Origin of the sequence: Pseudomonas fluorescens (assembly GCF_001307275.1) — a bacterium.
Classification (GTDB): domain Bacteria; phylum Pseudomonadota; class Gammaproteobacteria; order Pseudomonadales; family Pseudomonadaceae; genus Aquipseudomonas; species Aquipseudomonas fluorescens_AA.
Genome location: NZ_CP012831.1, coordinates 5,277,622 through 5,303,543 on the forward strand (window position 1 = coordinate 5,277,622; position 25,922 = coordinate 5,303,543).

17 protein-coding genes are annotated in these 25,922 nt (G+C 61.3%); 9 read left to right on the top strand and 8 right to left on the bottom strand.

All coding sequences use genetic code 11. The features are described from left to right. Positions 1–2: 2 nt before the first annotated feature. Positions 3–746: a GntR family transcriptional regulator gene (locus tag AO356_RS23565; protein WP_060741797.1), complete on the bottom strand. Its 744-nt coding sequence runs from the start codon at positions 744–746 to the stop codon at positions 3–5. A 134-nt stretch (positions 747–880) separates the two neighbouring features. On the opposite strand from AO356_RS23565, the gene AO356_RS23570 reads away from it, so the two are divergent. From AO356_RS23570 to AO356_RS23605, 8 genes are all read left to right on the top strand, one after another. Beyond that, entirely contained in the window at positions 881–1,720 is an 840-nt protein-coding gene (locus AO356_RS23570) for an ABC transporter ATP-binding protein (protein WP_060741798.1), read from the top strand. Then, positions 1,717–2,718 (top strand): ABC transporter substrate-binding protein, encoded by a 1,002-nt coding sequence (locus tag AO356_RS23575; protein WP_060741799.1) that lies wholly within the window; start codon positions 1,717–1,719, stop codon positions 2,716–2,718. The genes AO356_RS23570 and AO356_RS23575 overlap by 4 nt, the downstream gene beginning before the upstream one ends. A 7-nt stretch (positions 2,719–2,725) precedes the next feature. Further along, positions 2,726–3,475 (top strand): ABC transporter permease, encoded by a 750-nt coding sequence (locus AO356_RS23580; RefSeq protein ID WP_060741800.1) that lies wholly within the window; start codon positions 2,726–2,728, stop codon positions 3,473–3,475. A gap of 52 nt (positions 3,476–3,527) precedes the next feature. After that, positions 3,528–5,897, top strand: a complete 2,370-nt coding sequence (locus AO356_RS23585; RefSeq protein ID WP_060741801.1) for a hypothetical protein — start codon at positions 3,528–3,530, stop codon at positions 5,895–5,897. 102 nt (positions 5,898–5,999) lie between these two features. After that, positions 6,000–7,784 (top strand): type I secretion system permease/ATPase, encoded by a 1,785-nt coding sequence (locus AO356_RS23590; protein WP_060741802.1) that lies wholly within the window; start codon positions 6,000–6,002, stop codon positions 7,782–7,784. Beyond that, entirely contained in the window at positions 7,753–9,078 is a 1,326-nt protein-coding gene (locus AO356_RS23595) for an HlyD family type I secretion periplasmic adaptor subunit (protein WP_203225762.1), read from the top strand. The genes AO356_RS23590 and AO356_RS23595 overlap by 32 nt, the downstream gene beginning before the upstream one ends. A gap of 2 nt (positions 9,079–9,080) precedes the next feature. Continuing rightward, the gene (locus tag AO356_RS23600; protein WP_060741803.1) at positions 9,081–10,454 is read left to right on the top strand and encodes a TolC family outer membrane protein; all 1,374 of its coding nucleotides are present in this window, start codon (positions 9,081–9,083) and stop codon (positions 10,452–10,454) included. A gap of 444 nt (positions 10,455–10,898) precedes the next feature. Beyond that, a complete protein-coding gene (locus tag AO356_RS23605) occupies positions 10,899–11,618 on the top strand; it encodes a LuxR C-terminal-related transcriptional regulator (RefSeq protein WP_060741804.1) in 720 nt (239 codons plus the stop codon). 84 nt (positions 11,619–11,702) lie between these two features. Here AO356_RS23605 and AO356_RS23610 read toward each other — a convergent pair whose 3' ends face one another. Continuing rightward, a complete protein-coding gene (locus AO356_RS23610; RefSeq protein ID WP_060741805.1) occupies positions 11,703–12,062 on the bottom strand; it encodes a DUF6124 family protein in 360 nt (119 codons plus the stop codon). Between the two features lie 777 nt (positions 12,063–12,839). Beyond that, positions 12,840–17,015 (bottom strand): DUF5801 repeats-in-toxin domain-containing protein, encoded by a 4,176-nt coding sequence (locus AO356_RS23615; protein ID WP_060741806.1) that lies wholly within the window; start codon positions 17,013–17,015, stop codon positions 12,840–12,842. Between the two features lie 307 nt (positions 17,016–17,322). On the opposite strand from AO356_RS23615, the gene AO356_RS23620 reads away from it, so the two are divergent. Beyond that, the gene (locus AO356_RS23620; protein WP_060741807.1) at positions 17,323–18,087 is read left to right on the top strand and encodes an SDR family NAD(P)-dependent oxidoreductase; all 765 of its coding nucleotides are present in this window, start codon (positions 17,323–17,325) and stop codon (positions 18,085–18,087) included. Positions 18,088–18,147: 60 nt separating this feature from the next. On the opposite strand, the gene AO356_RS23625 is transcribed toward AO356_RS23620, so the two are convergent. The 5 genes from AO356_RS23625 to AO356_RS23645 form a co-directional block, all read right to left on the bottom strand. Further along, complete coding sequence (locus AO356_RS23625; protein ID WP_060741808.1) at positions 18,148–19,203, bottom strand: hypothetical protein; 1,056 nt, start codon at positions 19,201–19,203, stop codon at positions 18,148–18,150. Positions 19,204–19,235: 32 nt separating this feature from the next. Continuing rightward, entirely contained in the window at positions 19,236–21,053 is a 1,818-nt protein-coding gene (locus AO356_RS23630) for a hypothetical protein (RefSeq protein WP_060741809.1), read from the bottom strand. 3 nt (positions 21,054–21,056) lie between these two features. Continuing rightward, positions 21,057–22,361, bottom strand: a complete 1,305-nt coding sequence (locus tag AO356_RS23635) for a hypothetical protein (RefSeq protein WP_060741810.1) — start codon at positions 22,359–22,361, stop codon at positions 21,057–21,059. Between the two features lie 18 nt (positions 22,362–22,379). Beyond that, positions 22,380–23,300: a hypothetical protein gene (locus tag AO356_RS23640; RefSeq protein WP_060741811.1), complete on the bottom strand. Its 921-nt coding sequence runs from the start codon at positions 23,298–23,300 to the stop codon at positions 22,380–22,382. Positions 23,301–23,534: 234 nt separating this feature from the next. Further along, a complete protein-coding gene (locus AO356_RS23645) occupies positions 23,535–25,919 on the bottom strand; it encodes a hypothetical protein (protein WP_060741812.1) in 2,385 nt (794 codons plus the stop codon). Positions 25,920–25,922: the final 3 nt, after the last annotated feature.

A 25,922-nucleotide genomic window follows, 5' to 3' on the forward strand; every position in this document is an offset into this window, starting at 1 on the left:
TATCAATTGGCGGTATTGGATTTGAACACCCCACTGAGAACGAAGGCGTAGCGTTCCGGGCGGATGAAAAACGTCGTGCGGTCGCAGCAACGGCCATCGGCGAAATAGGACGTGCGCTCCATGACCAGCAGCGCGGCACCGCGTTTGACGTGCAGTGCGCTGCCCAGGCTTTTGTCGGCTTCCTGTGCACGGATGGCCAGGTCGGCGCGGCTGACCGCCAGGCCGGTGATCGATTCGAGAATGGAATAGATCGGCTGATGTTCGACCTCAGCCCAGGCCACGCTGGCCAACTCTGCCGGCAGGTGGCTGCGTCCCAATGCGATGGGTTCGTCATCGACGAAGTGCAGGCGCTCCAGAAGCAGGCAGTCGTGCGCTTGCTCAAACAACCCCCGCAGGGTTTCTGGAACGGGCTGCAGGGCATGGCTGAGCACCTGCATGCTCGGTTGCAGCCCTTGCAACAACAACGCCTCATGAAAGCTGCGCAACGCATCCAGGCCGTGGCGTACCTGCTTGGCCGCTACGAAGGTGCCTTTGCCTTGCTTGCGCTCCACCACGCCGTCGTCGCTGAGCTTGCCCACTGCAAGGCGAACCGTGACGCGGCTCACCCCGAACCGTTCGCCCAACTGCGCCTCGGACGGTAGCTTGCCGCTGGGTTCGTAGTCACCGCGTTGGATTTCTTCCAGCAGTTGATGGGCGATCTGTTCGTAGAGCGAGGTGGTGCTGTCGCGAAGAATGGAGGTGGACACTGTCAGCTTCCATGGCCTTGAGTGGGGCAGGGTGCCTTCACTTCTAAGGTTATAAAAATAGGTTATTGGGACTACTTGTATTAATACGTATTATGTCAGGCATTCCCATTGTAAACGACCTGACGACACTTGCCATGCCCAAAACCCTCCCTTACCCGCAGCCGCAAGCCGACGCCCTGACGGTCGATGACATCAGCTTCAGCTACCCCAATGGGCACCGCGTATTTTCCTCTTTCAGCCTGAATGCCAGGCCCGGCGAGTTCGTCGCGATCCTGGGGCCATCCGGTTGCGGGAAAACCACCTTGCTGAACCTGTTGTCAGGGTTCGTGCAACCGCAAAGCGGCCGGATCACCATCAACCAGACAGCGGTACGCCCGGAGCGCTCGGAGCTGGGTTATGTGTTCCAGGCGCCGCAATTGTTCCCCTGGTTGAGTGCCCTGGAAAACGTTCGTTTCGGTCTGCGGATGAGCGCCCGGACCGACGAAGCGCAGCAGCGCGCACAGGCGTTGCAGTACCTGCGCCTGGTCGGCCTGGAGAATGCCGCGCAGCGGTTGCCGCACCAGCTTTCCGGCGGCATGCAGCAGCGTGTCTCCCTGGCGAGAACCCTGGCACTGGAACCCAGCGTGTTGCTGATGGACGAGCCGTTCGCCGCGCTCGATGCCATCAGTCGCAACAGCATGAACGAAGAGACGTTGCGCATCTGGGCCGAATTGGGCCAGACGGTGTTGTTCATTACCCACGACATCGACGAAGCGGTGTTCTTGGCCGATCGGGTCATCGTGCTCAACATCGCGCCGGGCGGTATTCACAGCGAGCTGGAGATCCACCTGCCGCGCCCCCGCAGCAACCTGAAAACCCGTCGCCTGCCGGCGTTCCTCGATTACCGCAATGAGCTGATGACGCGCATTGCCCAGGTGATGGACGCCTGCGACACCACGGTTCACCCCACCCCTCGACTTGAGCTGACAGCATGATCAAACGTTCGCTGCTTGCCCTTACATTGTCTGCCGCCACGTTGGCAGGCAGCGCCTTCGCCGTGGCGGGCGAGGCGAAACCCTTGCGCGTGGGTTATGTCTTCGCCATGGCCAACGCCCCGGCGCTGATCGCCGACAAACAAGGTTACTACCGCGAAGAAGGCTTGAACGTCGACCTCAAGGCCTTGGGCGATGGTCCGGTGATCCAGCAGGCACTGGCCGCCGGTGAACTGGACGTGGCCTATGTCGGCACCCCACCGGTGTACCAATGGTTTTCCCGCGGGCTGCAAAGCCGGATCCTGGCGAAGGTCAATTACGGCCAGGCCGCAGTGATTGTCGACGCCAAGAGTCCGATCACCCAGCTGGAAGCGCTCAAGGGGAAAAAACTCGCCGGGGTCAAGAAGGGCAGTGGCATGGATGTGCTGCTGCGCGGTTATGTCCTGAAGGAAAAGGCCGGGCTCGATCCCGACAAGGACCTGGACATCATCGACATGCCGCCGGGCAACATGAACGCTGCCCTTGAACGTGGCATCGTTGACGCGGCATTTTCCTGGGAGCCCTTCGTCAGCCAGTCGGTGTTGCGCGGTTCGAGCCGGATCCTGCTGGACGTCAACCAGGCGCTGCCCCAGTACCCGTGGTACGTGGTGATCGCCTTGCCGAAAACCTTGCAGGAGCGCCCGGATGACGTGGTGAAGCTGTTACGCGCCCATCGCAAGGCCATCGCCTTCCTCAATGAACATCCCGACGAATCGAACCGGCTCATCGCCGAGGCATTCAAGCTCGAATCGGTGCAAGGCATTGACGGCAAGACCATCGCGCCGGAAACCATCGTTGCCCAGGCCCGAACCCGGCTGGGCTGGTCGGCGGACTTGCAGGCGGCGGACATCCAGTTCATCCAGCGCCTGATGGATTACTCCCACGACCTGGGTTTTATCGACACCACGCTCAAGACCGAACAGATCGTGGATACCTCCTACCTGGAAAAAGCCGCGCACTGAGTCCGTCATGTCCTTGCCAAAACCGAATTGGGGATGGGCGTCGCTGCCATTCCTGTTGTTGATCTGGATCGCCCTGGCGAGTCGCTTTCCCACCTACATCCTGCCGCAGCCCTGGGACGTTGCCCGCGAGGCGCTGCGCTGGCTGGGGGACCGTTCGCTGTGGCAGCACCTGCAGGCCAGCGTGCTGGAAGAACTGGGTGGTTTTTGCGCCGCGGTCATCGTTGCGCTCCTGCTGGGCACGGCCGCTGGCCTGTCCTCGCGCTTTCGCGATTTCATCTCGCCGCTCAACAGCCTGTTCATGGCCATCCCGCCGATTGCCTGGGCGCCGCTGATCATGATCATTTTCGGCCTGGGTTATGTCTCCATCGTGCTGGTGATTTTCATTGCCGCGATGTTCCCCATGGCGGTGACCATCCAGGAGGGCGTGCAGAGCATCCGCGGCGGTGAAGTTCGCGCGGCACGGACCTTGGGTGCCAACGCCTGGCAACTGTTGGCCCACGTCTATTTACCGGCCTCGTTGCCGTTCGTGACCGCCGCCTTGCGCATCGGCTTCAGCCAGGGCTGGCGGGCGCTGGTCGCGGCGGAAATGATCGGCGCTTCCCGCGGCATCGGCTGGATGGTCGCCACGGGCGGGCAGATCGGCAACAGCAGCCAGGTGCTGCTGGGCATTGTCGTGATCGGCTTGATTGCCTGGCTCATGGAAAGCTTTGTGTTCCGGCGCATCGAGCGTCACTACCAGCAATGGCGCGTGCAATAAGCAGCGCCCCACGTATTCGAACCCTTCAGTGGACCACTGCACGAGGTGTCATGTGAGTAACGTTTTCGATCCCCGCGAAGCCGGGCATTACATCGCCCCACAAGGCCTGTACGAGCGCAACAAGAAACGTCCGTTCCTGGGCAGCGTCCACTGCGACCGTGACACGCTGGTCGCCGGGCAGTGGGATGAAATCACCCTGGTCTACGAGGTCGGTGGCAGCGGCCTGGCCGACGGCGCGTGGCTCAAGCTGGCCTTCAAGTTCTATTCCGACTGGGCCTTGTTCCAGACCTCGAACCCGGCCGGTCCCAACTATGTCAGCGCCGAATACCAGGCCGGTGAGCTGGTCCCCGGCCAGAGCCAGGCCACGGTGCAGCACTTGAAAGTGCGCTTCGACCAGAAGGGCCATGAACGGCCATTCCAGAAAGCGATCATCATCGACATCATCGACGGGTACCTGAACCCGGGCGATAAAGTCATCATTCGCCTGGGGGACCGACGCCAGGGCGGGGCGGGGACGCGGGTGCAGAGTTTCGTCGAGAAGGACTTCCGTTTCCGCCTGTTCATCGACCCGTTGGGCAGTTCGAAATTTGCCGAAGTGCCGGGCGATCCTTTGTTGGACATCGTGCCGGGACCGGCGCAGCGCGTGCAACTGATCGTGCCTCGACTGGTCAGCGCCGGGGAAGCCTTCGATGTTCTCTTGCGGGTGGACGATGCCTGGGGCAACACCTGCCGAAACTTGCCGCTCGAGGGTGTCCTGAGCCTGGTTGATCCGGAGGGCGGCGAACGTCGACAGCCGTTCACGCTGGCGTCCGAAGGTTGGGCGACGGCCCGGCTCGAGGCGCTTGACCTCGGTGCCGTGGGCGAGTGGCGTTTGTCCGCCAACGTGGCGGCGCCGTTTGTCGACGGGGCCCAGGCCTTCGTCACTGTCGACCCGGTCGGTACGGCGTTGCGCCCGCTCTACGCCGACCTGCATGTGCACTCCGATGACACGGTGGGCACCAACGACACGCTGTACAACCTCAGCTACGGTCGCGATGTCGCCGGGCTCGACGTCCTCGGCTACACCGCCAATGACTTCAATATCACCGAGCAACGCTGGGACCAGGCGGTCAAGCTGATCCACGAGCTCAATGAGCCGGGTCGATTCGTGTGTTATCCCGGGACCGAATGGTGCGGTAACTCTTGCGCGGGCGGCGACCGCAACGTCGTATTCCTGCATGACCGCAAACCCGAGTTCCCCTTCGACAATCAAGGACGACTGGTGCGTTCCTTCGAATGGAACGAGTTCACCGCCGGCACCATCAAGCCAGGCGCCTGGCCGGTGGACGAGTTGTACGCCGCCTATGCCAAGGACCCCGAAGGCCATCTGATGATGCCCCATGTCGGCGGACGCCGTTGCAACCTCGACTGGCATCACCCGGAACTCGAGAGGCTGATCGAGGTGGGTTCGGCCTGGGGCCAGTTCCATTGGGTCTACGCCGAAGCGCTGCAGCGTGGCTATCGGGTTGGCGCCGCGGCGAACAGCGATGAACACCAGGGCCGCTGCGGTGGCGGCGTTCCGGCCACGGCAGTGTTCGGCTCCCGTGGCGGGTTGACGGGGGTGGTCGCCGAGGCTTTCGACCGCGCCAGCGTCGGCAAGGCCTTGCGCGCCCGCCGTACCTTCGCCACGACCGGGGAGCGTTCGTTCGCCAGCCTGCGCCAGGGCAAGCACTTCATGGGGGAAGTCTTCACTGCCGATTCGAATGCCTCCCTGGACTATCGACTGCTGGGGGAGGCCGGGTGGGAGCAGGTCGATCTGTTCGATGGCGACCAGTTGATCTGGTCGCGTAACCTGCACCAGGAACTGGGTTTCTGCGCCCAACGCATTCGCCTGCGCCTGGGTGGTGCGCGGATCAAGGACCGCTATCGCGGTGCGTACTGGACTGGCGAAATCCGTATCACCGGCGCGGTCATCAATGGTTTCCGCGCCTTGGGCCTCGACCATCCCGAGCAGACCGTATGGCGCAAGGACGCCACGGTCCTGGCGTTTCGCACCGACACCAACGGCGATACCGACAGCATCGAAATCGACCTGTCGCAACTGGCCGGCGCCACGCTACAGATCCACAGCCGTATCGACAATTACATCAAGGTCGGCGACCCGTCCGAACCGCAACCTTACGTGCATGCACCGACCGTGGTGATGGAGCTGTCCGGCGATGAGTTGTTGGCGCAATCGCAAGTGGTCGAGCAGTTGCCGGGCGCGGAGTTGAAGCTGTCCCTGGAACGGATGACCGCTGCACCGTTGCCCCGTGAGTTGCAGGGGCGCATCGAACTGGCCCGCCTGGGGCTTGATCCAGGGCGTGAACACCCCTTGTTCATTTGTGCCCGCCAGCGGGATCAGTCACGGGTCTGGACCTCCGCGCTGTTCCTGACCCTGTAGACGCTGGCATTGGCTGACAGAAAACAAACTGGCTAATTGCGACACGCCGTCGTCCGGCATGATCTAAGCTCCAGAGGAGGGTCACCCGAGCAGGGGGTTTCAATGCGAAGCGCACCTGAAAACAGCTTGAAAAAAGCACTGAAAGCCTGCCGGGACAGCTTCATTTCTGTCGGGTTTTTCAGCTTTTTCATCAATGCGCTGATGCTCGTTCCCACGTTCTATATGCTCCAGGTCTATGGTCGAGTGATCACCAGTGGAAGTCTCGCGACCCTGACCATGCTGACGCTGATCATGATCGCATTGCTGGTGACCCTCGGTTCGCTGGAATGGATCCGTTCACGCATCATGGTTCGGGTCAGCACTCGGCTGGATGTGCTGCTCAGTCGCCAGGTCTACAGGGCGAGCTTCAAGCGGGCCCTGGAAAGCGGCGGCATGGACGCCTCGGCCCAATCGCTCAATGACTTGACGGGCTTGCGGCAGTTTCTCTCCGGCAACGGTTTGTTCGCGTTTTTCGATGCGCCCTGGCTGCCGATCTATATCGCGGTGATGTTCCTGTTCCATCCCTGGTTTGGTTGGGTGGCGACGGCCAGCGCGCTGTTGTTGCTTGCGCTCGCTTTCATCAACGAAAGACTGACGGGGCCGGTGCTAGCCCAGGCCAACAAAGAGCACATCGGCGCGACGCTCCACACCACCAAGAACCTGCGCAACGCCGAAGTCATCGAATCGATGGGCATGCTTGAGACCCTGATGGATCGCTGGAGCCGGCGGCAACGCAACGTACTGTTGCTGCAATCGGCAGCGAGTGACAGCGGGGCGATCATCAGCACGCTGTCGCGCACCTTCCGCATCCTTGTGCAGTCGCTTGTCCTGGGCTTGGGGGCCTACCTGGCCGTGGACCATCAGGTCGGGGCCGGCTTGGTGTTCGCCGGGTCCGTGTTGTTGGGGCGGGCGTTGGCCCCCATCGACCTGATCATCGGCAGTTGGAAGGGCTTTATCACCGCCCGTTCTCAATACAGCCGCCTGAATGACATCCTCGATAAACAGCAGGCGCAACCCGAGCGCATGGCTTTGCCAGCCCCCCAAGGGCACGTGCAGGTCGAGAACCTGATTGTCGCGGCCCCCGGTTCCAGGACCCCGATCCTCAAGAACATCAGCTTCAGCGCACCTGCCGGTTGCATGGTGGGTATCATCGGCCCCAGTGCGGCGGGGAAGTCGACCCTGGCCAGGGCCTTGCTGGGCGTCTGGGCTGCGCAGCATGGAGTGGTTCGGCTCGATGGCGCGGACATTAGCACTTGGGACAAGCATGCGCTTGGGCCCCATATCGGTTACTTGCCTCAGGACATCGAGTTGTTCGAAGGCACCCTCGGTGAGAACATCGCTCGCTTCACCGCGGTCGATTCGCTGCAAGTCATCCAGGCGGCCAGAGTCGCCGGCGTTCACGAGATGATCCTGCAGATGCCCGATGGCTATGACACCGTCATCGGCAGCGAGGGCCTCATGCTTTCGGCAGGGCAGCGCCAGCGCATCGGACTGGCCCGGGCGCTGTATGGCAGCCCACGGCTGATCGTTCTCGACGAGCCCAATTCCAATCTCGATGACGTCGGCGACCGTGCCCTCGCGGCAGCGATCCTGCAGTTGAGGCAGATCGGCGCGACGCTGTTTGTCATTACCCATCGCACCAACATCGTGTCGCAGCTTGACCGACTCATGGTGATGAACGCTGGGGTTATCAGTCTCTACGGGCCACGCGAGCATGTCCTGGCCGAACTTAACGCGCAGCGACAGCAGGCACAGATGCCAGCCGTGCCCGCAAGCACCGGCACGGCTTCGGTCGATACCGGCAAGGGTGATTCCGATGAACCCTATGGTGCCCAGTCGTCAAATTGAGAGCTTCGCCGACCTGCCAACCTCCGATCGTAAAATTCGTCGCCTGGGCATTGTCATTATCGCCGTGATCTTCGGCCTGTTCGGCACCTGGGCGGCCGTCGCCCCGCTCGACGGTGCCGCCTACGCGCCAGGCGTGGTCACCGTGCAGGCGTATCGAAAAACCGTCCAGCACCTTGAAGGTGGCATCGTCAAGGCGCTGCTTGCTCATTATGGCGACATCGTCAAACGTGACGACCCGCTGATCATTCTGGATGACGCCCAACTGCGCTTCGAGTACGAAATGGCCCGGGGTCAACTGATCGCGGCCAGGGCCATGGAGGCGCGGCTTGTGGCCGAGCGCGACAGCTTGCCGGCGATCAGTTTTGGCAACAGTGCCGATCTCGACAGTGTCCGGGGTATGGAGGCGCGCCAGGGTGAGACGCGGGTATTCAACGCTCGACAAGGCTCGCGGCTGGGCCAGATTGCGGTGCTGCGCGAGCGCATTGGCCAGTTCCGCCAGCAGATCAAAGGGCTGGAGTCGATGGTCGGCTCCAAGGTTCATTTGGAGAAATCCTACAGCGGCGAAATCGAAGAGTTGACTGACCTGCTCAAGCAGGGGTTCGTTGACAAACAGCGTCTGCTCGAACAGGAGCGCAAGTTGGGGCTGCTGCATTCAGAGGTTGCCGATCACCGCTCCACCATTGACCGGACGCGCCTGCAGATCAACGAAACACAGCTGCAGATCCTGCAAGTCGACAAAGATTTCAACGCTGACGTCGTCAAGCAATTGGCCGAGGTCCAGACCCGGGTCTACGACCTCCAGGAGAAAACCTCGGCGCTGGAAGACCGGCTCGCTCGTATCGTCATCCGGGCGCCCGACGCGGGCATGGTGATCGACATGACGGTGCATACCATTGGCGGGATCGTACGTCCGGCGACGCCATTGCTCGATATCGTGCCCTCGGTGTCCGACCTGATCATAGAAGCACAGGTGGCGCCGGTGGATATCGATCGCATCGCCATCGGCAAGCGTGCCGATATCCGTTTCGGCGCATTCAATAGCGCTACCACGCCGGTGATCGAAGGCGAGGTCAGCAGCGTATCTGCAGACCGCATGACCAACGAAAAGACCGGGACGGCCTATTACCTGGCGCGGGTGCGGGTGACCGACGAGGGGGCACGCACCTTGGGTGAGCGCAAACTGCTGCCGGGCATGCCGGCGGACGTGTTGATTATCACTGGGCAACGCACGCTGTTGCAGTATCTGATGCAGCCGGCTCGCAATGCTCTGTCTCAATCGATGATCGAGGAATGACCATGGCCGTGTCGACAGCTCTGCTAGGCGGTTTCTTGATGCTCGCAGCGGCCGCCGCCCTGGCGCAGGCCGAGGCGGCAACCCCCACCGGGATCAATGCCTCGACGTTTTCCACCGACCTTATGCAATTGTATCGCGAGGCACGGCTGGAGGATCCGCAGATACTGGCGTCCTATGCGCAAGCGCAGGCCGGTCAGGAGCATCAGAGCGAAGCCATGGGCGCGCTCTTGCCGCAATTGTCGTTCAACGCCGGGTCGAATCGGATTCACCAGGAAAGCGATCTTGTGCAACGCAGTTTCGATAGCGAAAGCTATGGCCTGGTGTTGCGTCAATACCTCTATAACAAAGCCGCCTGGGAGAACTATCAGAAGTTCAAGAGCCTGGCCAGGCAGTCCGAATCCCAAGCCCTGGAAACCCAGGCCGAAGCCTCGGTGGAGCTGGCCCGGCGTTACTTCACCGCGCTGGCGGCCGAGGACGAGTTGCAGTTGGTGCGGGCAGAGCGTCGAACCACCCAGAGAAGCCTGGACCGGATCAATGCGTTGTATGAAAAGCAGTTGGCGTTGATCACCGATCAACTCGATCTCAAGGCCCGGGTGGATCTGCTCTCGGCCCAGGAACTGGATGCCCGCAACCAGGCCAGCCTCAGTCGCGAGGCACTGGCAGAGATTGTCGGTCGGCCGGTCAAGGAGCGACTCAATCGGATTCGTGACGACCTTGAACTGCAAGTCTCGGCGCACAGCCTGGAAACCTGGGTTCGCGATGGCATGGCACTCAACCCTGCGCTCAAGGCCAACGAGAGCGGCGTCGAAGCGGCGGGGGCGGCCTTGCGCAGCGGCAAGGGAGGGCACTATCCGACCCTGAGCTTGAACCTGAGTGCCCAGCAGACCAATGAGGGCTACAACAACTCCCTGGCACCTCGCACGGACAGTTATGTCGCCGGGATAGGTCTCCAGGTTCCGCTGTACAGCGGCGGATCCACGTCGGCGCGGGTCCGTGGACTCTATCAGGACCAAGTGGTCGCCGAGCAGCAGTTGGAAGCGACTCGGCGGCGGGTGGTCAAGGAGATCACTAACGCTTATCTGACCGCCAACTCCAATGGCGAAAAAATCGGCGCGAACCGGCTGGCCCTGGAGTCGGCACAGTTATCCAGGGTCGCCGCCGAAAAAGCCCTGAGCTACGGGATGGTCAATTCCGTCGATGTCCTGGCCAGCGTGCGCAATGAATACCGGGCTCGGCGGGATCTGCTTAAAACTCAATACGACTTTCTCAGCAATGTGCTGATCCTGAACCGCTGGGCGGGTAAACCACCGGCCGAGAGCATTGAGAATGTGAATGGCTGGCTAAGTCCCGACAGCGCTGGCCAAGACTTTCGCTGATCAGCCTGTTTGCGTTCCTGTATCGGGTTGCCCGGCGTGGGCGTTTTCTTGACGTTACTTTTAAGTCGCTTTATTGCGGTGGCTAAGTACGTACCATTTGTCGATTAATTGACGATTCTCGTCCAGCCTCGGCAGTCTCGCCGACTCCTTGCCCTGGGCTTAACGAACTGATTTAACGAGCGTTTCCCCACCTTTCTGGAAAATTGGCCAGACGGTCGGTGCCAGATTCAGGCCGACGACTGGCTAATGGATGTTCGGCGGTGCGCTGGGCTGTCCTAGACTCAGCCTACGAGCTCGAAAGGAGCACATTATCATGTGTAAGCTGTTGATAATTATTCCTATCCAGGTTGTCTCGAGGGTTTCGTCCGGCTTCTTGAAATGCACGCTACCCCCACCAGAAAACCCAGTGGACATCCTGGTTTGCCTTGCGAGGGGGGCAGCGATATGAGACCGGATCACAGAGCACCAATCCGCGTGATGTTGGTCGATTGTCGCCCCCTTGTCCTTCGGGGACTTCATGACTTGATCAACGCCAGAAAGCCGCAGATGGAAGTGAGTGGTCAGGCTGCGACCTATACCCATGCACTGGACCTCGCCGATCAGTTGCGGCCCAACGTGATTTTCTTCAGTTTCTTTCCTGATGCGCTGAACCCTCTGGAGGTTGTCGCCGGGCTGACCCGCAGCGCGCAGATGAAAGTGCTCGTGCTCAAGGGCTTGTATGAGGCCGTTCCTGTTGCTCAGGCGATAGAGGCGGGCGCACGGGGCATCGTGTTGGCCGAAGATCCGACGGAGGCGATCATCCAGGCCATCGTCAAGGTGCATCATCGCGATATCGGAATGGACAGGGCCTGGGCCGGTGGGCTTTCCGGCTATGCCGCCATCGGCCATGCAACCACCCAATGCAATCTGGAGCAGGCGAAACTGGCTCGGTTGACGTTGCGCGAGAAGGAATTGATTCGTGCCATCGTGGGGGACCCGTCTGCCAAATACATCAGCATCGCTGGGCGCCTGGGTATCAGCGAGCACACGGTGCACAATCACCTCAGTAACATTTATCAGAAGCTTGATCTCATTAACCGCATCGACCTGTTGATGTATGCGCTAAAGCATGGACTTACCGCCAGTGAAGAACCGCCGGAGTCCACTTGGGTGGAGTTGGATTGAGCGATCTGTGTGGGAGCGAGCTGGCGGCCTTGTAGTCGAGGCGTCTACAAGTGCCCGCCAACCCTTTCGACTTGGGGTGAGTTGTTAACGTGGATCGGCGATATCCAGCGCCCGATTCGCCAGCAGCTCACTCACTTCAATCACTTGCTGGATACCCATCGCAACATGCCGGCGAGAGTCCTCGAGATCGAATGCCAAGTCGCTGATCATGGCGTTGGCTGAGGCCAGGTTTTCGCTGAGGTTGGCGAGCAGGCTTTCAGTGTCGATGTCATCGACAACGGTGAAGAGCTGGGCCGTTGTCCGGCCTTTCTTGGGTTTGGCCTGTTCCGGCTTCAAGTAATAATCGAGCGCCCGCTCGGTGGCTTCGTGGAATTTTTCCGGATCGAGGCTTGAGTAGGAAGAGGTGGGGTCTGATTCCGGTGGATTGGGTGTGGCTTTGAACAAGATGACGCTCCTAGGGGTAATGGAGCCGCCAGACATCGCTGCTAAACGAAAAGGGTGGCGACTGTACGCGGGTTAGCAGACCGGACCCCTAGAAGCCGGCAGACCCAAAGGTCTCCCACGCACAACCGCCATTACATGGCAGGCATTAATACCTGCTCAACAATGTGGAGCACCGTGCGTCTAGGGATTCAGGCTGCTAAACCCGACCGCTGATTTTCAGCGACCAGGTAACCATAGAATCCAGCCCCAAAGCGCACAAGCGGGCGGATTCTGGCTTAGTTGTAGGCAAAGGCGCAAGACGACGTAGCCTCAGGACTGGCGCTCCTTGTTACTACGTATTTGTCTGTAAGACTCGATGCCTGCAGTTAAAGAGGACGGGGCGTTGACGCCATGTGGTGGGTCCAACCTGTGGGAGCAAAGCTTGTTCGCGCTGACGGCGGAAAATCCAGTGGTTATGGCAACTGACCCACCGCTTTCGCGAGCAAGCTCGCTCCCACAGAGGGATTGATGCCGAACACAAGTCTTTTGCTCTCTGAATAACCAGTGTGGGAGCGAGCTTGCTCGCGAAGACGGCGGCACATGCACCATTGATGCAGGCTGACCCACCGCTTTCGCGAGCAAGCTCGCTCCCACAGGAAAATCGCCGTGAACATGGAGTTCGCATCCAACCCAGAAACCCATGAGGGTGAGCGGGTTTCGTCGTGATCAGGGAAGGTATAAAAAGCGATGCGAGGATGGTTTCCAGGCCCTCCTCGCATCTTTCACACGCGCGGTGCTTCAGGCGTTGCCGAAGACCACGTCGCTCCCCAGCAGGTCGACGCCCACCAAGGTAATGGTTGTGATTTGCCCGCCCGTCTCAGCGACGGTCACGATGCTGTCTGCGCCGTTGTTGTCGATCGATTGGACTACGGCGCCCTGGTCACCATTGAGCACCAGCGTGTCTCGCAGGTTTTGGCTGACATCGAAGCCCGTGACTTGGTACAGGTTTTCGGTGAAGGTCAGGTCGATGTTGAAGGCATCCCGCTCACCGCCTGTGCCCACCAGCGTGTAGTCGAAGAGTGCGTCGGTTGCGTTGTTGGCGAACAGGTTGGCGTCGAATGCGCTCGTCGCCGTATCTCCGTCTTTGTCCGTCAGCGTTGCGTTGAACGACAGCTGCACATCGCTGGCCAGGTTCTCGGTCTCCTGGATGAACTGGATCACGGGAATCTTGATCGCGCCACGGCCCATTGTGAGTTGAACGGCATCGATCATTGCCGTGCCTTCGCGCTCGATCTCGAAGGACACCTGACCACCGATCTCGGGCGTCAGGGTATTAACCTCGGTGAGGTTGGAAAACGTGCCGTCTTCGTAGTAGATCCGGAAATACAGGTCTTCGGTCGCGGTGTTGTAGCCTGCCACCGAGTTGTCGATGAAGACTTTCATGCCCGTGATCAGGCTTTCCGGGTTGATGACGAAGCTTTCATCGGCCGCGCCGATTGCCGCCAGGTTGTCCCCTTGCAGCAGGTTGTTGCCGACGCCGATGCCGGAGGTGCTGACGTTCATGGCCGTCGGGTCGATGTAGGACGGCAGTGGCGTGGTTTGCAGGGCAGCCTCGGTGGGGTCGGGGGCTCCGAGTCCGATGCCGGTCAGGATATCCGTGGTGGAGGCCAGTGCCTTCGCGGAGAAGAACACGATTTCTTCGGATGCCGAAGGAATGGCCGGATTGTTCGTCTCAGGGATCAACAAGGTGCGCACCGGATCCGGGCCACCGGCATCGAGCGAACCGTCGGCACTGCTACGTACGATGGTCGAGCTGAAGCCTTGCACCAGGTCCAGTGCATAGCGACCATTGGCGTAGGCAGTCAGCGTGTAGTCGACGCTGGTGTCGGCAGTGGTGGCATTGTTGTCGAAGTCGCCGGTCAATGTCCCAGCGAAATGGTACGCGCCGTTGGCGTCCGGCGAGGGCGCCTGTTCGGTGAGCGTGCCGGTCCCGGTGGTGGTCGTGTCGTCAGGCCTGACCAGGGTGAACTGGCCATTGACCAACGAGATGTCCAGGCCCGCAGCCCCCAGTCCGTCGGCCCCGACCGATTTATCCCAGAATCCGTACTGCGCAAGCACACTTCCGGTACCGATCAGGTTGCCGAACGCGACGGAAGGACCATCGTCTTCGAACACCAGGTTCTGGCCGATATTGAGCGTTGCCTGGAGGCTGTCGCCGTCCTTGTCGGTCTTGGTCGCGATCAACGTGATCAGGTTGTCCGCCAGGCTCTTGGCATCATCGGGATTGGTGGCGTCGGGGTGCACCAGCGCCCGGATCTGGTCGAGGGTGACATCGCCATTGGTGGCGACGCTGACGGTTAACACCAACAGGTTGGTAGTGGCCGTGCGACCTTCGACCGTCGTGCCATTGAGCGAGAGGTTGACCGCCTCGCCGGTGGCCGTGTCGGTGAGTCCGGAAGCGCCGGTCACCACGCCGAGGGCGTAGGTCAGCGTGCCGGCACCGTCGGCGCCGTAGGCGGAGGTGAAGTTGGCGGCGAAGTTCTGCGTGGCGTTGGTGCCCAGTAGCGTTTCGTCCACCGTCAGGGTTGGCTCGGTGCCGGTGGTGCTGATGCTCGGCCCGTCATCTTCGAACACCAGGTTCTGGCCGATGTTGAGCGTCGCCTGGACGCTGTCACCGTCCTTGTCGGTTTTGGTCGCGGTCAGCGTGACCAGGTTGTCCGAGGTCAGGCTCTTGGCGTCATCGGGATTGGTGGTGTCGGGGTGCACCACGGCCCGCATCTGGTCGAGCGTGACATCGCCATTAGTGGCCACGCTGACGGTGAACACCAGCAGATTGGTACTGGCCGTGCGGCCCTCCACAACCGCGCCGTTGAGCGAGAGGTTGACCGCTTCACCCGTGGCCGTGTCGGTCAGCCCGGAAGCACCCGCAACCACGCCCAGCGCATAAGTCAGCGTACCGGCACCGTCGGCGCCGTAGGCGGAGGTGAAGTTGGCGGCGAAGTTCTGTGTGGCGTTGGTGCCCAGTAGTGTCTCATCTACCGTCAGCGTTGGTTCGGTGCCGGTGGTGCTGATGCTCGGCCCGTCATCTTCGAACACTAGGTTCTGGCCGATGTTGAGCGTCGCCTGGACGCTGTCACCGTCCTTGTCGGTTTTGGTCGCGGTCAGCGTGACCAGGTTGTCCGAGGTCAGGCTCTTGGCGTCATCGGGATTGGTGGTGTCGGGGTGCACCACGGCCCGCATCTGGTCGAGCGTGACATCGCCATTAGTGGCCACGCTGACGGTGAACACCAGCAGATTGGTACTGGCCGTGCGGCCCTCCACAACCGCGCCGTTGAGCGACAGATTGACCGCTTCACCCGTGGCCGTGTCGGTCAGCCCGGAAGCGCCGGCCACCACGCCCAGTGCATAGGTCAACGTACCGGCACCGTCGGCGCCGTAGGCGGAGGTAAAGTTGGCGGCGAAGTTCTGCGTGGCGTTGGTGCCCAGTAGCGTCTCGTCCACCGTCAGGGTTGGCTCGGTGCCGGTGGTGCTGATGCTCGGCCCGTCGTCTTCGAAAATCATCTTGGAGCCGATTTCGGTCTTCGCAACGGACGCCTGGACCAGGGTGAAGCCGCCGATGTCAAAGTCGGCGTGGTTGGTGCCCTTGGCATCGAGGGCCGCGCCGTTTTCGATGAGCACACGGTTGTGATCTGACGTGGTGGTGTATTCGATCTGGTAGCCGGCCTTGACGCCGGTGATGGTGGCGACCCCGGACGCGAAGCTGATGACTATGCCCGCATCATTGGCAGAGCCGTCCGAGTTCTCGATGACCACCCCGGTGCTGGTATTGGTGACACGGACATTGCTGATCGCTACCGAGGTGTCACCGGTGTAGCCATTGACGAAATTCACCCCGGATTCAGCCGCGGTGCTGAACGCGCTGATTTTTACCACGGCGGTCTTGCCGGCCTGCAACTGCACGACATCGAAGTTGGCCATCTTCGTATTGAAGACGTCGGTAAAGTCGATGTTGGATTCCACATCCGCTTCGGTCTGGTCCAGGTTGGGAATGGTCACATCCTGCCTGGCACCGGTGACGAAAGTGAAACGGATGCCTTCCTGTTCCACGATCATCTGGTTATTGGTACCGAAGGTTGTCGGCCCACCGGCCTGGCTGGTGTTGATCGTGTCACCGGTGGTGATGTTGGCGCCGCTGGACTGGTCGGCCGGGTTCTTGCCGGTGGCGATGATAGTGGGGTCGGTGATGCGCAGGACACCGTCGACCAGCTCCGTCGTGGGGTTCGCTGTTGTGAACATCAGGAACAGGTTCTGGCCGGAAGGCGCATTGGCCAGGCTGAATTCCAGGTCCTGGCTCGCGCCGATGAAGACTTTGTCCAGCAGGTTGACGGCATCGTCGGGGTTGGTGTTGACGGGTTGCTGGAGCGGTTCGTAGAGCACGGTCCAGATCTTGCCGCCGGTGGCGGTTTCTTCAATGTAGGCGGCGAAGACGATGGCACCAGTTAGCCCACCGGCCCTACCGAGAACGATATTGTCGTTGGTGTCCGTGTAGAGAAGGATGCTGGTGCCGTTGAGCGTATCCAGTCCACTGTCCACACCGTCGAGCGGCGCACCGGTGCTGCCGACGAAGCTGATATTGGTAATGCTTGCGCCAGGTGCGGCATTGACCGTGAATGCATCGCTGCCGGTGTCGCCTACGGCACCGGTATAGCCGCTCAAGGCGACGCCCGTCGCGGCCCCTGTGCCAAGGGCAGTCAGCCGACTGGCGAAGGTCAGGGGGAGGGACGCGACCAGAATGTCGTTGTCATCCGTATCTGTTGCGGCGCCCGGCGTGGCGGTGCCGTTTTGCAAGCCGGCGGTTTCATCCAGCGTCACGTTGACGCCGGTTGACACGACACCCAGGCCAGTGCTGGCTGTTACCGTGTATAGCGAGTCTGGATCGCTCGGCAGCGCGGAGTCTTGCTCGAGAATAGTCATGACTTTCTCCAAAGCATGCGGTCATCAAGGCCTGACCGTTGACCGTTGACCGCAACTATGAGGAAGCACAGGGCCATCGCGCATCGGCTGATACTCCCAGGCGGGGTGGGAGTTTCGGCCTATGCCGTGTACCGGCAACGGGAGTGAGTCGGTGAGGGCAGATTTGCGCAAAACCCCGACAGTCCCAGCAAGCCTGCGAAAGCCTGGCAGTCGCCATTGCGAGAAAGTGAAGTCGTCGATAACGACAGCGCCCACGGGCGCCGGGCGGGCGAATGTTTCGTCTGCCTGCTCACGCAGGAGAGCGATCATGACCGATTTTCAACACAGCATTCCCCACGAAGTCCAAGGCAAGGTTGCACTGGTCACTGGCGCCGCCAGTGGCATCGGCAAGGCCATCGCATTGCTGTTGCATGTCCGCGGCGCCAAGGTAATCGCTGAAGACATCAACCCCGCCGTCCATGAGCTGGCCCGTCCCGGGCTGGTGCCGCTGGAGGCCGACATCACCGCGGATGGCGCCGCCGAGCGCGCTGTCGGCCTGGCCGTCGAGCAGTTCGGCCGGCTGGATATCCTGGTCAACAATGCCGGGATCATCATCAATAAACTCGTCATCGACATGACACGCCAGGACTGGGAGCGCATCCAGGCGGTCAACGCCACGGCCGCTTTCCTGCATTCGCGCGAAGCGGTCAAGGCGATGATGCCGAACAAGGCGGGGGCCATCGTCAACATTGCGTCCTACGCGTCCTATTTTGCCTTCCCGACCATTGCCGCCTATACCGCGTCCAAAGGTGCCCTGGCGCAACTGACGCGCACCCTGGCACTGGAAGTCATCGAGCATGGCATTCGCGTCAATGCCATCGGTGTTGGCGATGTGGTCACCAACATCCTCAATGACGTGGTCGAGGACGGTCCGGCGTTCCTCGCCCAGCACGGTGAAGCTGCGCCCATCGGCCGGGCCGCGCAGCCGGAAGAAATTGCCGAGGTGGTTGCGTTCCTGGCCTCGGATCGCGCGAGTTTTGTGGTCGGCGCGGTGGTCATGGCCGACGGTGGCATGACCGTTACCGCAGGCTGAATCGAGTGGTGGATGATACCTGGGTCACCGGCCGGGCTGTGCGCCCGGCCGGTGTTGTTGTCAGAGTTGCACCCGACGAAGCCGGCCGCGTAACGGCACCACGTTTTCCTCTGGCGTGGGCAGTGGCCGCCCGACCAGGCCCATGCCTTCGCTGACCAGTACCGCGTCGGGTAACAGGCACAGGTTGGACGGGGTATCCAAGCCTCGGGCAAGCACGGTGACCTGGGCTGTTTGCAAGTCGCAGCCCAGCAGTCGTCCACTGAATCGGGTAAAGCCGCCATGCAGGGGTTCGCCGTTCCAGTCGGGGAGCAGGGGTTGTTGCAAGCGCTCGCAGAGTTCCAGCACCAGCAGGTGGCCGTTGGGGCGCAGCGCCAGCCCGGTGGGCAGTTGCAGGCCGCGAATCAGGATGTCGATCTCGGCGCTGGCGGGGCAGACCCGGATCACCTGGCCGGCCTTTTCGGCAAAGTCGATGCCCTTGCGGCTCGGGTCGCCGTGCAGTTCCCCCGAGAACAGACTGATCAGCACAGCGTCTGTCGCCGGTTCGTACACCAGGGTCACGGGAACGGCTTCCTGGCCTTGATCCAGTTCGGGCAGTTGAGCCAGCACGCGCTCCTCTTGGCCCTTGACGAACTCCACCAACTGATTGGTATCGGGCTTGACGGCCAGCCAACTGCGGCGGGTCGGGTGGTAGCACAGCGCGTTCAGGTTGCCGCGGCTATGGAAGACCGGCTCGGGCGGCGTGAATTGCAGGTCCAGCAGTTTGGAACCGGCGACGTAATCGGTCTGGCTGACCAGGCAGCGTCCGTCACCGCAGGCGATGTCCGACAGCCCCATGATTTCATCACGCAGCATGCGTGCCTGTATGTTCATGGCGCGAAACCCTTGCGCCAGGGTTTCGCGGGGCAGGTAGGCGCCGGGCCGCTGCAGATCCGGGCGCAGTCGACTGATACGGCCGCTGAAAGGTTGGTCGGGCAGCCCGGAACCTGCTTCGGTGAGCAGCAGGCTGCCGTCGGCTTGCAGGCAGAGGCCACGAGGGTTCAGCAGGTCCTCGGCGACAAGGGTGCTGGGGCGCAGGCTTTCCTCCGGGTGTGCGGGGATCTGAAGGGGAACTGACATAGGCTCTCTCCGTGAACAAAAGGGGGACGCGGTCATTGCGGCGGTTGCCACGGTTCACCGGTGAGGTAGGCCCGCAGCAGTGCCCGCTGGCAGGGCGACATCGAGCGCACCACCGGCATGAACAGCGTGGTGCCTTTGTACGCATCCGAGGTGCGGGCCAGGATGGGGTTCTTGGCGCCCATGATGGCGTCGGGCTGATTCAGCGGGATATAGCGCGACATGGCGGGGAAGGCCAGGTAGTGAAAGCGCAGCACGTTGGGGTACATCAGCGGCCAGGTGATGGTCGTGCCCTGGGGGATGCCGAAGTCGGTCTGGGCGTATTTGCGAAAGTTGGTGAAGTAAGCGCTGCTGTCGAGGCCGTTGGCCGTGCAGGTCAGGGCGACGAAACCGGCCTGGGCGGCGCTGCCCGGTTTGACGGTGACGGGGAAGCTGACTGAAAGCTGGCCGGCGCTGACCGTCAGCGAGTCAGGGTAGTCGAGGAAGTCCCAGTACTGTGGTTCTTTGTACGTGGGGGGATCGGCTGCCGGGATTGCCTTCAGGCCGATTTCGGTGGTGCTGGGCACCGCGCCGCCCAGGTACCGGACCTGCAGGGTGATCGACAGGCCGTTGGGGTAGTCCTCCAGGTAGACGTTGCGCTGGTCGGCATAGATCCGATAGGTCGACTCGGTGGCTTGCAACGTGGTACCGGCGACCTTGCCCGGTGCGTTGATCGCCAAGGCAGAGGTCCGTACTGCCTCTAGCTGATCGAAGGTCAGGGGCAGGTCGACGATGCCGCCGTACACGTAGTAGTCCAATAAAAAGCGGCTGGTCGGCTCCAGGGTCGTCAGGGTGGTGGCGCCGGCGCTGATGGTCACGGTCCCGTAATTGGCGTTGGGGCCGATCGGGCTGGTGATGTCGTCCCTGACAGCCCGGAAGGTCTCCTTCGGAATGACGTTCACCATGTCGATGCTCAGGTAACCGGTATTGTCCAGGTCGGCATAGCCAGCATTGCCCGTGCTCTGGTTGACCAGTTGCCGGCCCGGCTGGCAGTTCAGCGGCTCGTTGGCGAAGGCCGGGGCCAGCGTGCCGATGACCCGGCCGATGCTCGGGTTGGGGGTGTACTTGCCGGCGGCGTAGTCGGCGTCCAGTTGTTCGGTGGTCATCGTGGGGCACATTTCGAACATGACGAAACGCAGGACAATGCCCGTGGCATTCGGTGCCTGGATGATCGCGCGCAGGCCGCTGCTGTTCTGGTTCCAGCTGACGATGCTGCTCAAGGGGAACGTCAGTTGAAAGGTGCCACTGGCGTGGAAAGAGCCCGGCGCATCCATTTTTGCCGGCAACAGCACACGTCCCGCGACGTCGAAACTGCTGCACACGGTGTCGCTGCGAATCAGCAACTGGATGTTGTCGTTGCCGCCGATTTGCAGGCCGCCGACGAAGATCTGGGTGGTCGTCGAGGCGGTGGGGTCCAGGTCCACCATCATCGGGCCGGACACCGGTCCCTGGCCGGTCACCGGGTCCACCGAGCCGAGCAGGTAGACGGCCTGGCCCACCAGGTCGCCGGTGGTGCTGATGCTGCCGGGGATGCCCTGGGAGCTGATCAAGGCGTTCTGCATGTCGACGACATGCTGCCCGTAATGATTCCAGCCACCGGCGGTGTAGTAGTTGCCGGTGGGGGCATTGATCATGTTGTTCAACTGGTCATCGGTGTAGGACTCGGCCCCGGGTGCCAGGGTCGAGGTGGTCAGGTCGAAGAGCGGCCAGTCATCGTTGCCATCGTAGGGAATGGTCGGGGAGTTGTTCGGCAGGCTGACGTCCGTGCGGATGCCGCCCCAGAAATTCAGCCGTGGTCCGTTCAGGATGCTCATGAGTTATTCCTCGTCCTTGATGGTTTTGCCGACAGGCGAATTGGCGAATTTGAACAGGTAGGAGTAATCGGATTTGTAGGGGCTCTTGACCGGTGTCGCCATGGAGTGGCAATTCATGCAACTGCTGTTGGGCTGGATGTAGCTTTCCATGGTTACGTTGGCCGAGAGGGCGGGTGTCGGCTGGCCCAGTGGGTTGCTGGGGTTGTCCGGCATCAGCGGGCGCTGGGTGGTGATGAGTTGGTAGTACTTCAACACGCTGCGTTGCAGGTCCGGGTCGCTGCGGTAGCGGGCGTTCACCCCGTTGGTGATCTCGGCGATCGGGGTGAACCGGTTCAACGGGTTCGGCGTCTGGAAGGTGGTGCCGGGTTTGGGCACGCAGACCAGGTGCGCGCCCTGGGTCTGCCAGTCGCAGGGTGACTGGTTGAGGCTGGCTGCCGGCGCGTTGGGGTTGAAGTAGGAATAGGCCGTGCCGGCTACCGGCTGGTCGACCCATACCCCGTTCACCAGCGCTTTGGGCGCAACGTTGTCGATCTGTTCGAAGGTCGACCAGATCCACTGCGGATAACCGTTCACCTTGGTGATGATGTGCAACCCCACCAGGCCCAGATAGGCCTCGGTGACGCCGGTGCGCTGGCCTTGGTCGTCGAACGTGGCGACGCGGGCGAGCATGGTCAGATAGCGGCTGGCGTTGTCATGCGTGGTAAGGATGCGCCAGCTGGATTTGACCTCGATGACCCCGTAGGGAAAGGTGATGTTGTTGGCTTTGGACACCACATCGGCGTTATAGAACTGGTTGGCGACGATGTAGTTGTAGGAGGTCTCGTTGGCCGAGATGTCGTAGTAGGTCGGGTTGCCGGCCTGGTCGATCAGCCAGCCGCCGACGGCCTGGTCGACGGCATTCACCAGGGAGCTGTTCTTCAGCGCGGCGATGTTGATGATGCCCAGGCTCTTGGCCAGTTGCGGGGTGTTCCAGGGGCCTGGATCGGCCCCCCGTGGCAGGAAGATTTCTTCCACGGTCTTGTAGGTCTGCCAGACGGTGTAGCCAGGGTCCCCCGGTTGCTTGCTGCAGTCGGGATCCCCGCGCTGCCCTGCCTGGGCGGGCCAGTTCACGGCGATGAACAGCTGCCAGCTGTATTGATCGAACAGGTCCTGGCTGGCGGTGGCCGCCGGCGCCGTGCTGGGGGGCTGGCAATTCAGGCTGGAGGCCTGTGTCCGTGGCATGGCTTGTTCCTGGGATTGCTCCAGGGCCAGGGCCGGAAGATTGGCCAGACCCACTAGTACCAGGATGAAACGCAGTGAAATGTTCATGGCGATCTCCGTCATTGCTCAGGGTTTGCGCTGCATGAGCTTGTTCCACTGCGCCTTTTGCCCGTTGCTCTGGGAAGCCGGTGGCTCGAACAACTGGCAGGGCGGTGGATTCGCCGGGCACATCGCGGCCACCTGCGCCCAGGTCTGGGCCGGGTCCGGTCTGGCGATGCGGAAGTTGGTGTAGTTCTGGCTGACGATGGGGGCATTGGCGACGCTGGTGTCACCGGAGAAAAAGAACGATTGGGGCTGCCGGTAGGGCGGCTGCCCCGACATCTTTTTGTAGAAGGCATAGCCGAACAGGATCGGCCCCTGCGGTGATTGAAGGTCCAGCGCGTAGGCCTGCACGCTGGCGTCGAGGTTTTGGCTGCGCTCGGCGCTGTAGGGCAGGTGCTGGATGAAGTCTTGGCGCGGTGGATGATTCATCGGCGAGAACATGCAGCAGGCCGGCATGTCCTTGGGGCGATCCTGCGGATAAGTCAGGAAGTACGCCTTGTTGCCCAGGGACACGAAGGAGCAGGTGTAATTGTTGTTCTTGATCGGGAAGATCGGCAGGCAGTACTTCTCATAGTGCTCCATCATCGCACCGAAGCCGTCGCCATCGGCCGGGATATAGGCCGTGTCGTAGTAGCTGGTGCCTCGGGAGACGGTGTAGTCCGCCGGGGTCAGGGTGGAGGGCGGATTGCTGTAGGGCGGCGGGTTTTTTTCGTAGTTGTGCATCACCCGGTACATGGTCCAATCGCTGATCCAGAACGCCGGGAAGAACGGATCGGAAGGGTCGCCCGGGGCGCGTTTGGCGATGCAGTTGCCGTTCTGTTCGTTGCACCCCTCGGTGTTGTGCACGCCCATGGTGAAGTAGACGGCACCGCTGTCCTCGGCGAACAGCGGTGGGCTGAACAGCAGGATCAACAGCAACAGCCGGTTCAAGATACTGGTTTTCATAGGTCATTCCTTTGAAAAGTACCGGGTGACACTGTGTGCGAGCCTGTGGGAGCAAAGCTTGTGTGGGAGCTGAGCTTGCTCGCGATGAACGATAACGCGGTCATTCGAAAGACCGAGGTGCCTTCATCGCGAGCAAGCTCAGCTCCCACACAAGCTCGGCTCCCACAAAAGCTCAGCTCCTACACAAGCTCGCTCCCACAGTGGTTTATCTTTCCTGGGTGAACAGCGTTACGGTCAGAGGTTGTCGTAGTCGCTCATCTTGAGTTGTTGTGGCGGATAGTTGCGCTTCACCAGCTTCTTGGCCCACAGCTCCAATACCGCGCGGCGGCTCTGGGACATGTCACGGGTGATGGGCATCGAGAGCGTGCTTTCTTCCTGGTAGGGCTTGCTGATCAGCACAATCAGCTGGTCGATGGCGCCTTCGACGCGTGCCTGGGAGTTGAGCGGCATGTACTTGTTCATGATGGGGTACAGGTAATAGAAGGTCTGCAGGATGCGTGGGTAGAGGAAGCCCTCCCACAGCTGCGTGGCGGCGTTCTGATCCTTGTAGACGGTGTTCCAGTAGTTGATGAAGTCCTGTTGCAGTTGCACGTCCAAGGGCAGGACGCGGAGCGGGGCGAGGAAGTCGATGTAGGCTTGGGGAACGGGGAAACTGAAGGGGATGACCGGATCGCTGTCGCCGTCCTTGACGAAAAAACGCAAGGTCGGGAAGCCCGGGGCCACGGCCCTGAAGCTCACCTGGGCGATGCCGTTGGCGTCGGTGGTCGTGGTGACATAAGAGTAATCCACCGGCGTGGCGTGGACGTCGTCGTGCAGGGTTCCGGTGGCGTAGAGGCCAGCGTCGAATGCCAGGCAAGGGTGCAAGTCGATCGTGACCGGTTTGCCCTCGCCCTGCAGGAATTGCTGATAACCGATCGGGTCTCCAATGTCCTCATCCGTATTGCGCAGCGCGGTCAGTCGGCGGCCGCTGCCTTCGGCCAGATAGTTTTGTACGGGCGGCGCGTTATTGAAGTTCGGTAGATTGGCCTTGTTCAGTTCGGGGTGGTTCGGGTGGTCGAAGAACAGCGTGAAATTGGCCGCGTTGCTGGAGGCCAGATAGTAGTCGCTGGTGGTCACCATGTAGGGGTTGCCATATTCCGCCACCCATAGCGTGGTATTGGCGGCCGGCTGACCATTTTTCTGCACCATGATGGTCAGTGTCTTATGGTCGCCCACGTCGATGAAACTGCCGCTCTCCACCACTTCGGCGGTCCAGGTTTGCTGGGTGGCGGCGATCACGGGGGTTGGGGCGGCCGTGGCCTTCAGTCGCAGCTCCAATGGATTATCTGCCTGTAGCTTCGTCAGGGCCTCGTCGCTGAGCGTGAAGTCCTGCAGGCCGGAGCGTTTGTCGAAGGCTGCCTGGTCATACCGGTCGAAACCGAAGTCCACTACCGACGTGAATTGATCACCCTCGCGTACACCCAGTTGGTAGTCGCCGGCCTGGAATTTTTCGGCGGTCAGGATGGGGGCATTGGGCTCTACCGGATAGAACGGGAACGTGTTGGCCAGATCCAGCGACAGGGTGTTGCCGGTAATCTGCACCGAAGTCACGCCCAGTGTGGCGTTTTGGGGAGTTCCACTGGGTTGAACAACAGATACGGCCTGCGCGGGCACCAGGCGCAGGCCGGCGGGCGCGGTCGGGTATTCGTCGGCGAACCAGAGGCCCAGGGTCGCGGCGGTGCGGCTGTAGGCGGGATTGAAGAAAATACCGGAAACGTTGTCCAGGCCCTTCTGATACATCGCTTGCAGACGAGCCGTATCCGAGGGGGCATTGGAACGGGTGTTGACGTACGGGAAGTCGTTGAAAACACCGTTCCTGTCGTAGCAGGTCAGGTAGGTGGAGAACCTGAACATCAGGCCCTTTGCCCCTTGCAGCTTCATCTGCTGCTGCAGGTTACTCAGCAGCGCCGAATCGCCGATGACCCATTCCAGGTTCTCCTGGGGAAAGCAGGTCTGCCAGGTGGTGGTGACATACACCAGGCCACCGAAGGCGCCCCAATTGAAATTGAGGAAGCGATCCATCATCCGATACTGGCGATTGAGGGTCAGGCCACACGTGGCATCCCCCAGCATCAGCTTGTCGAAATACAACGCGGTGAAGGTGTTCTGCCACGGGCTGACGTCCACGAAGCGCGCGGCAGTCGGAGCGTTGCTGCCAAAGGGATTGCCGAGCAATTGGTAGTCCCTGCCAACCAGCGCATCTTCGGTGATGTAGGTGTCGGCCTGCAGCTCGCCGCCAATGATCGTTGAGCGAGTCCCTTTGTAGCTCACCGTGCCGCAGGCATTGTCACCAAACAGATCCCATTCGGCGGGCATGTATGGGTAGGTTTTCGGGTTGGCATTGGTCGGTACCTGCAGCATATAGAGCGGCAGCTCATTCTTTGCCAGGGGCTTGATGGCCCAGGGCATCAGCTGGGTGGGGGCGTTCGTGGCGTTGATGCCGAAGTGGCTCATGAACGGCCAGTTGATGTCCGCGTTGACCGCGTCATACAGCGGATATACATCGTTATTGTTGGCCGTCGGTGGGTTCCAGAACATATGGCCGTTGAGGTAGATACGGGGGAAATTCAATACGCTCATGTC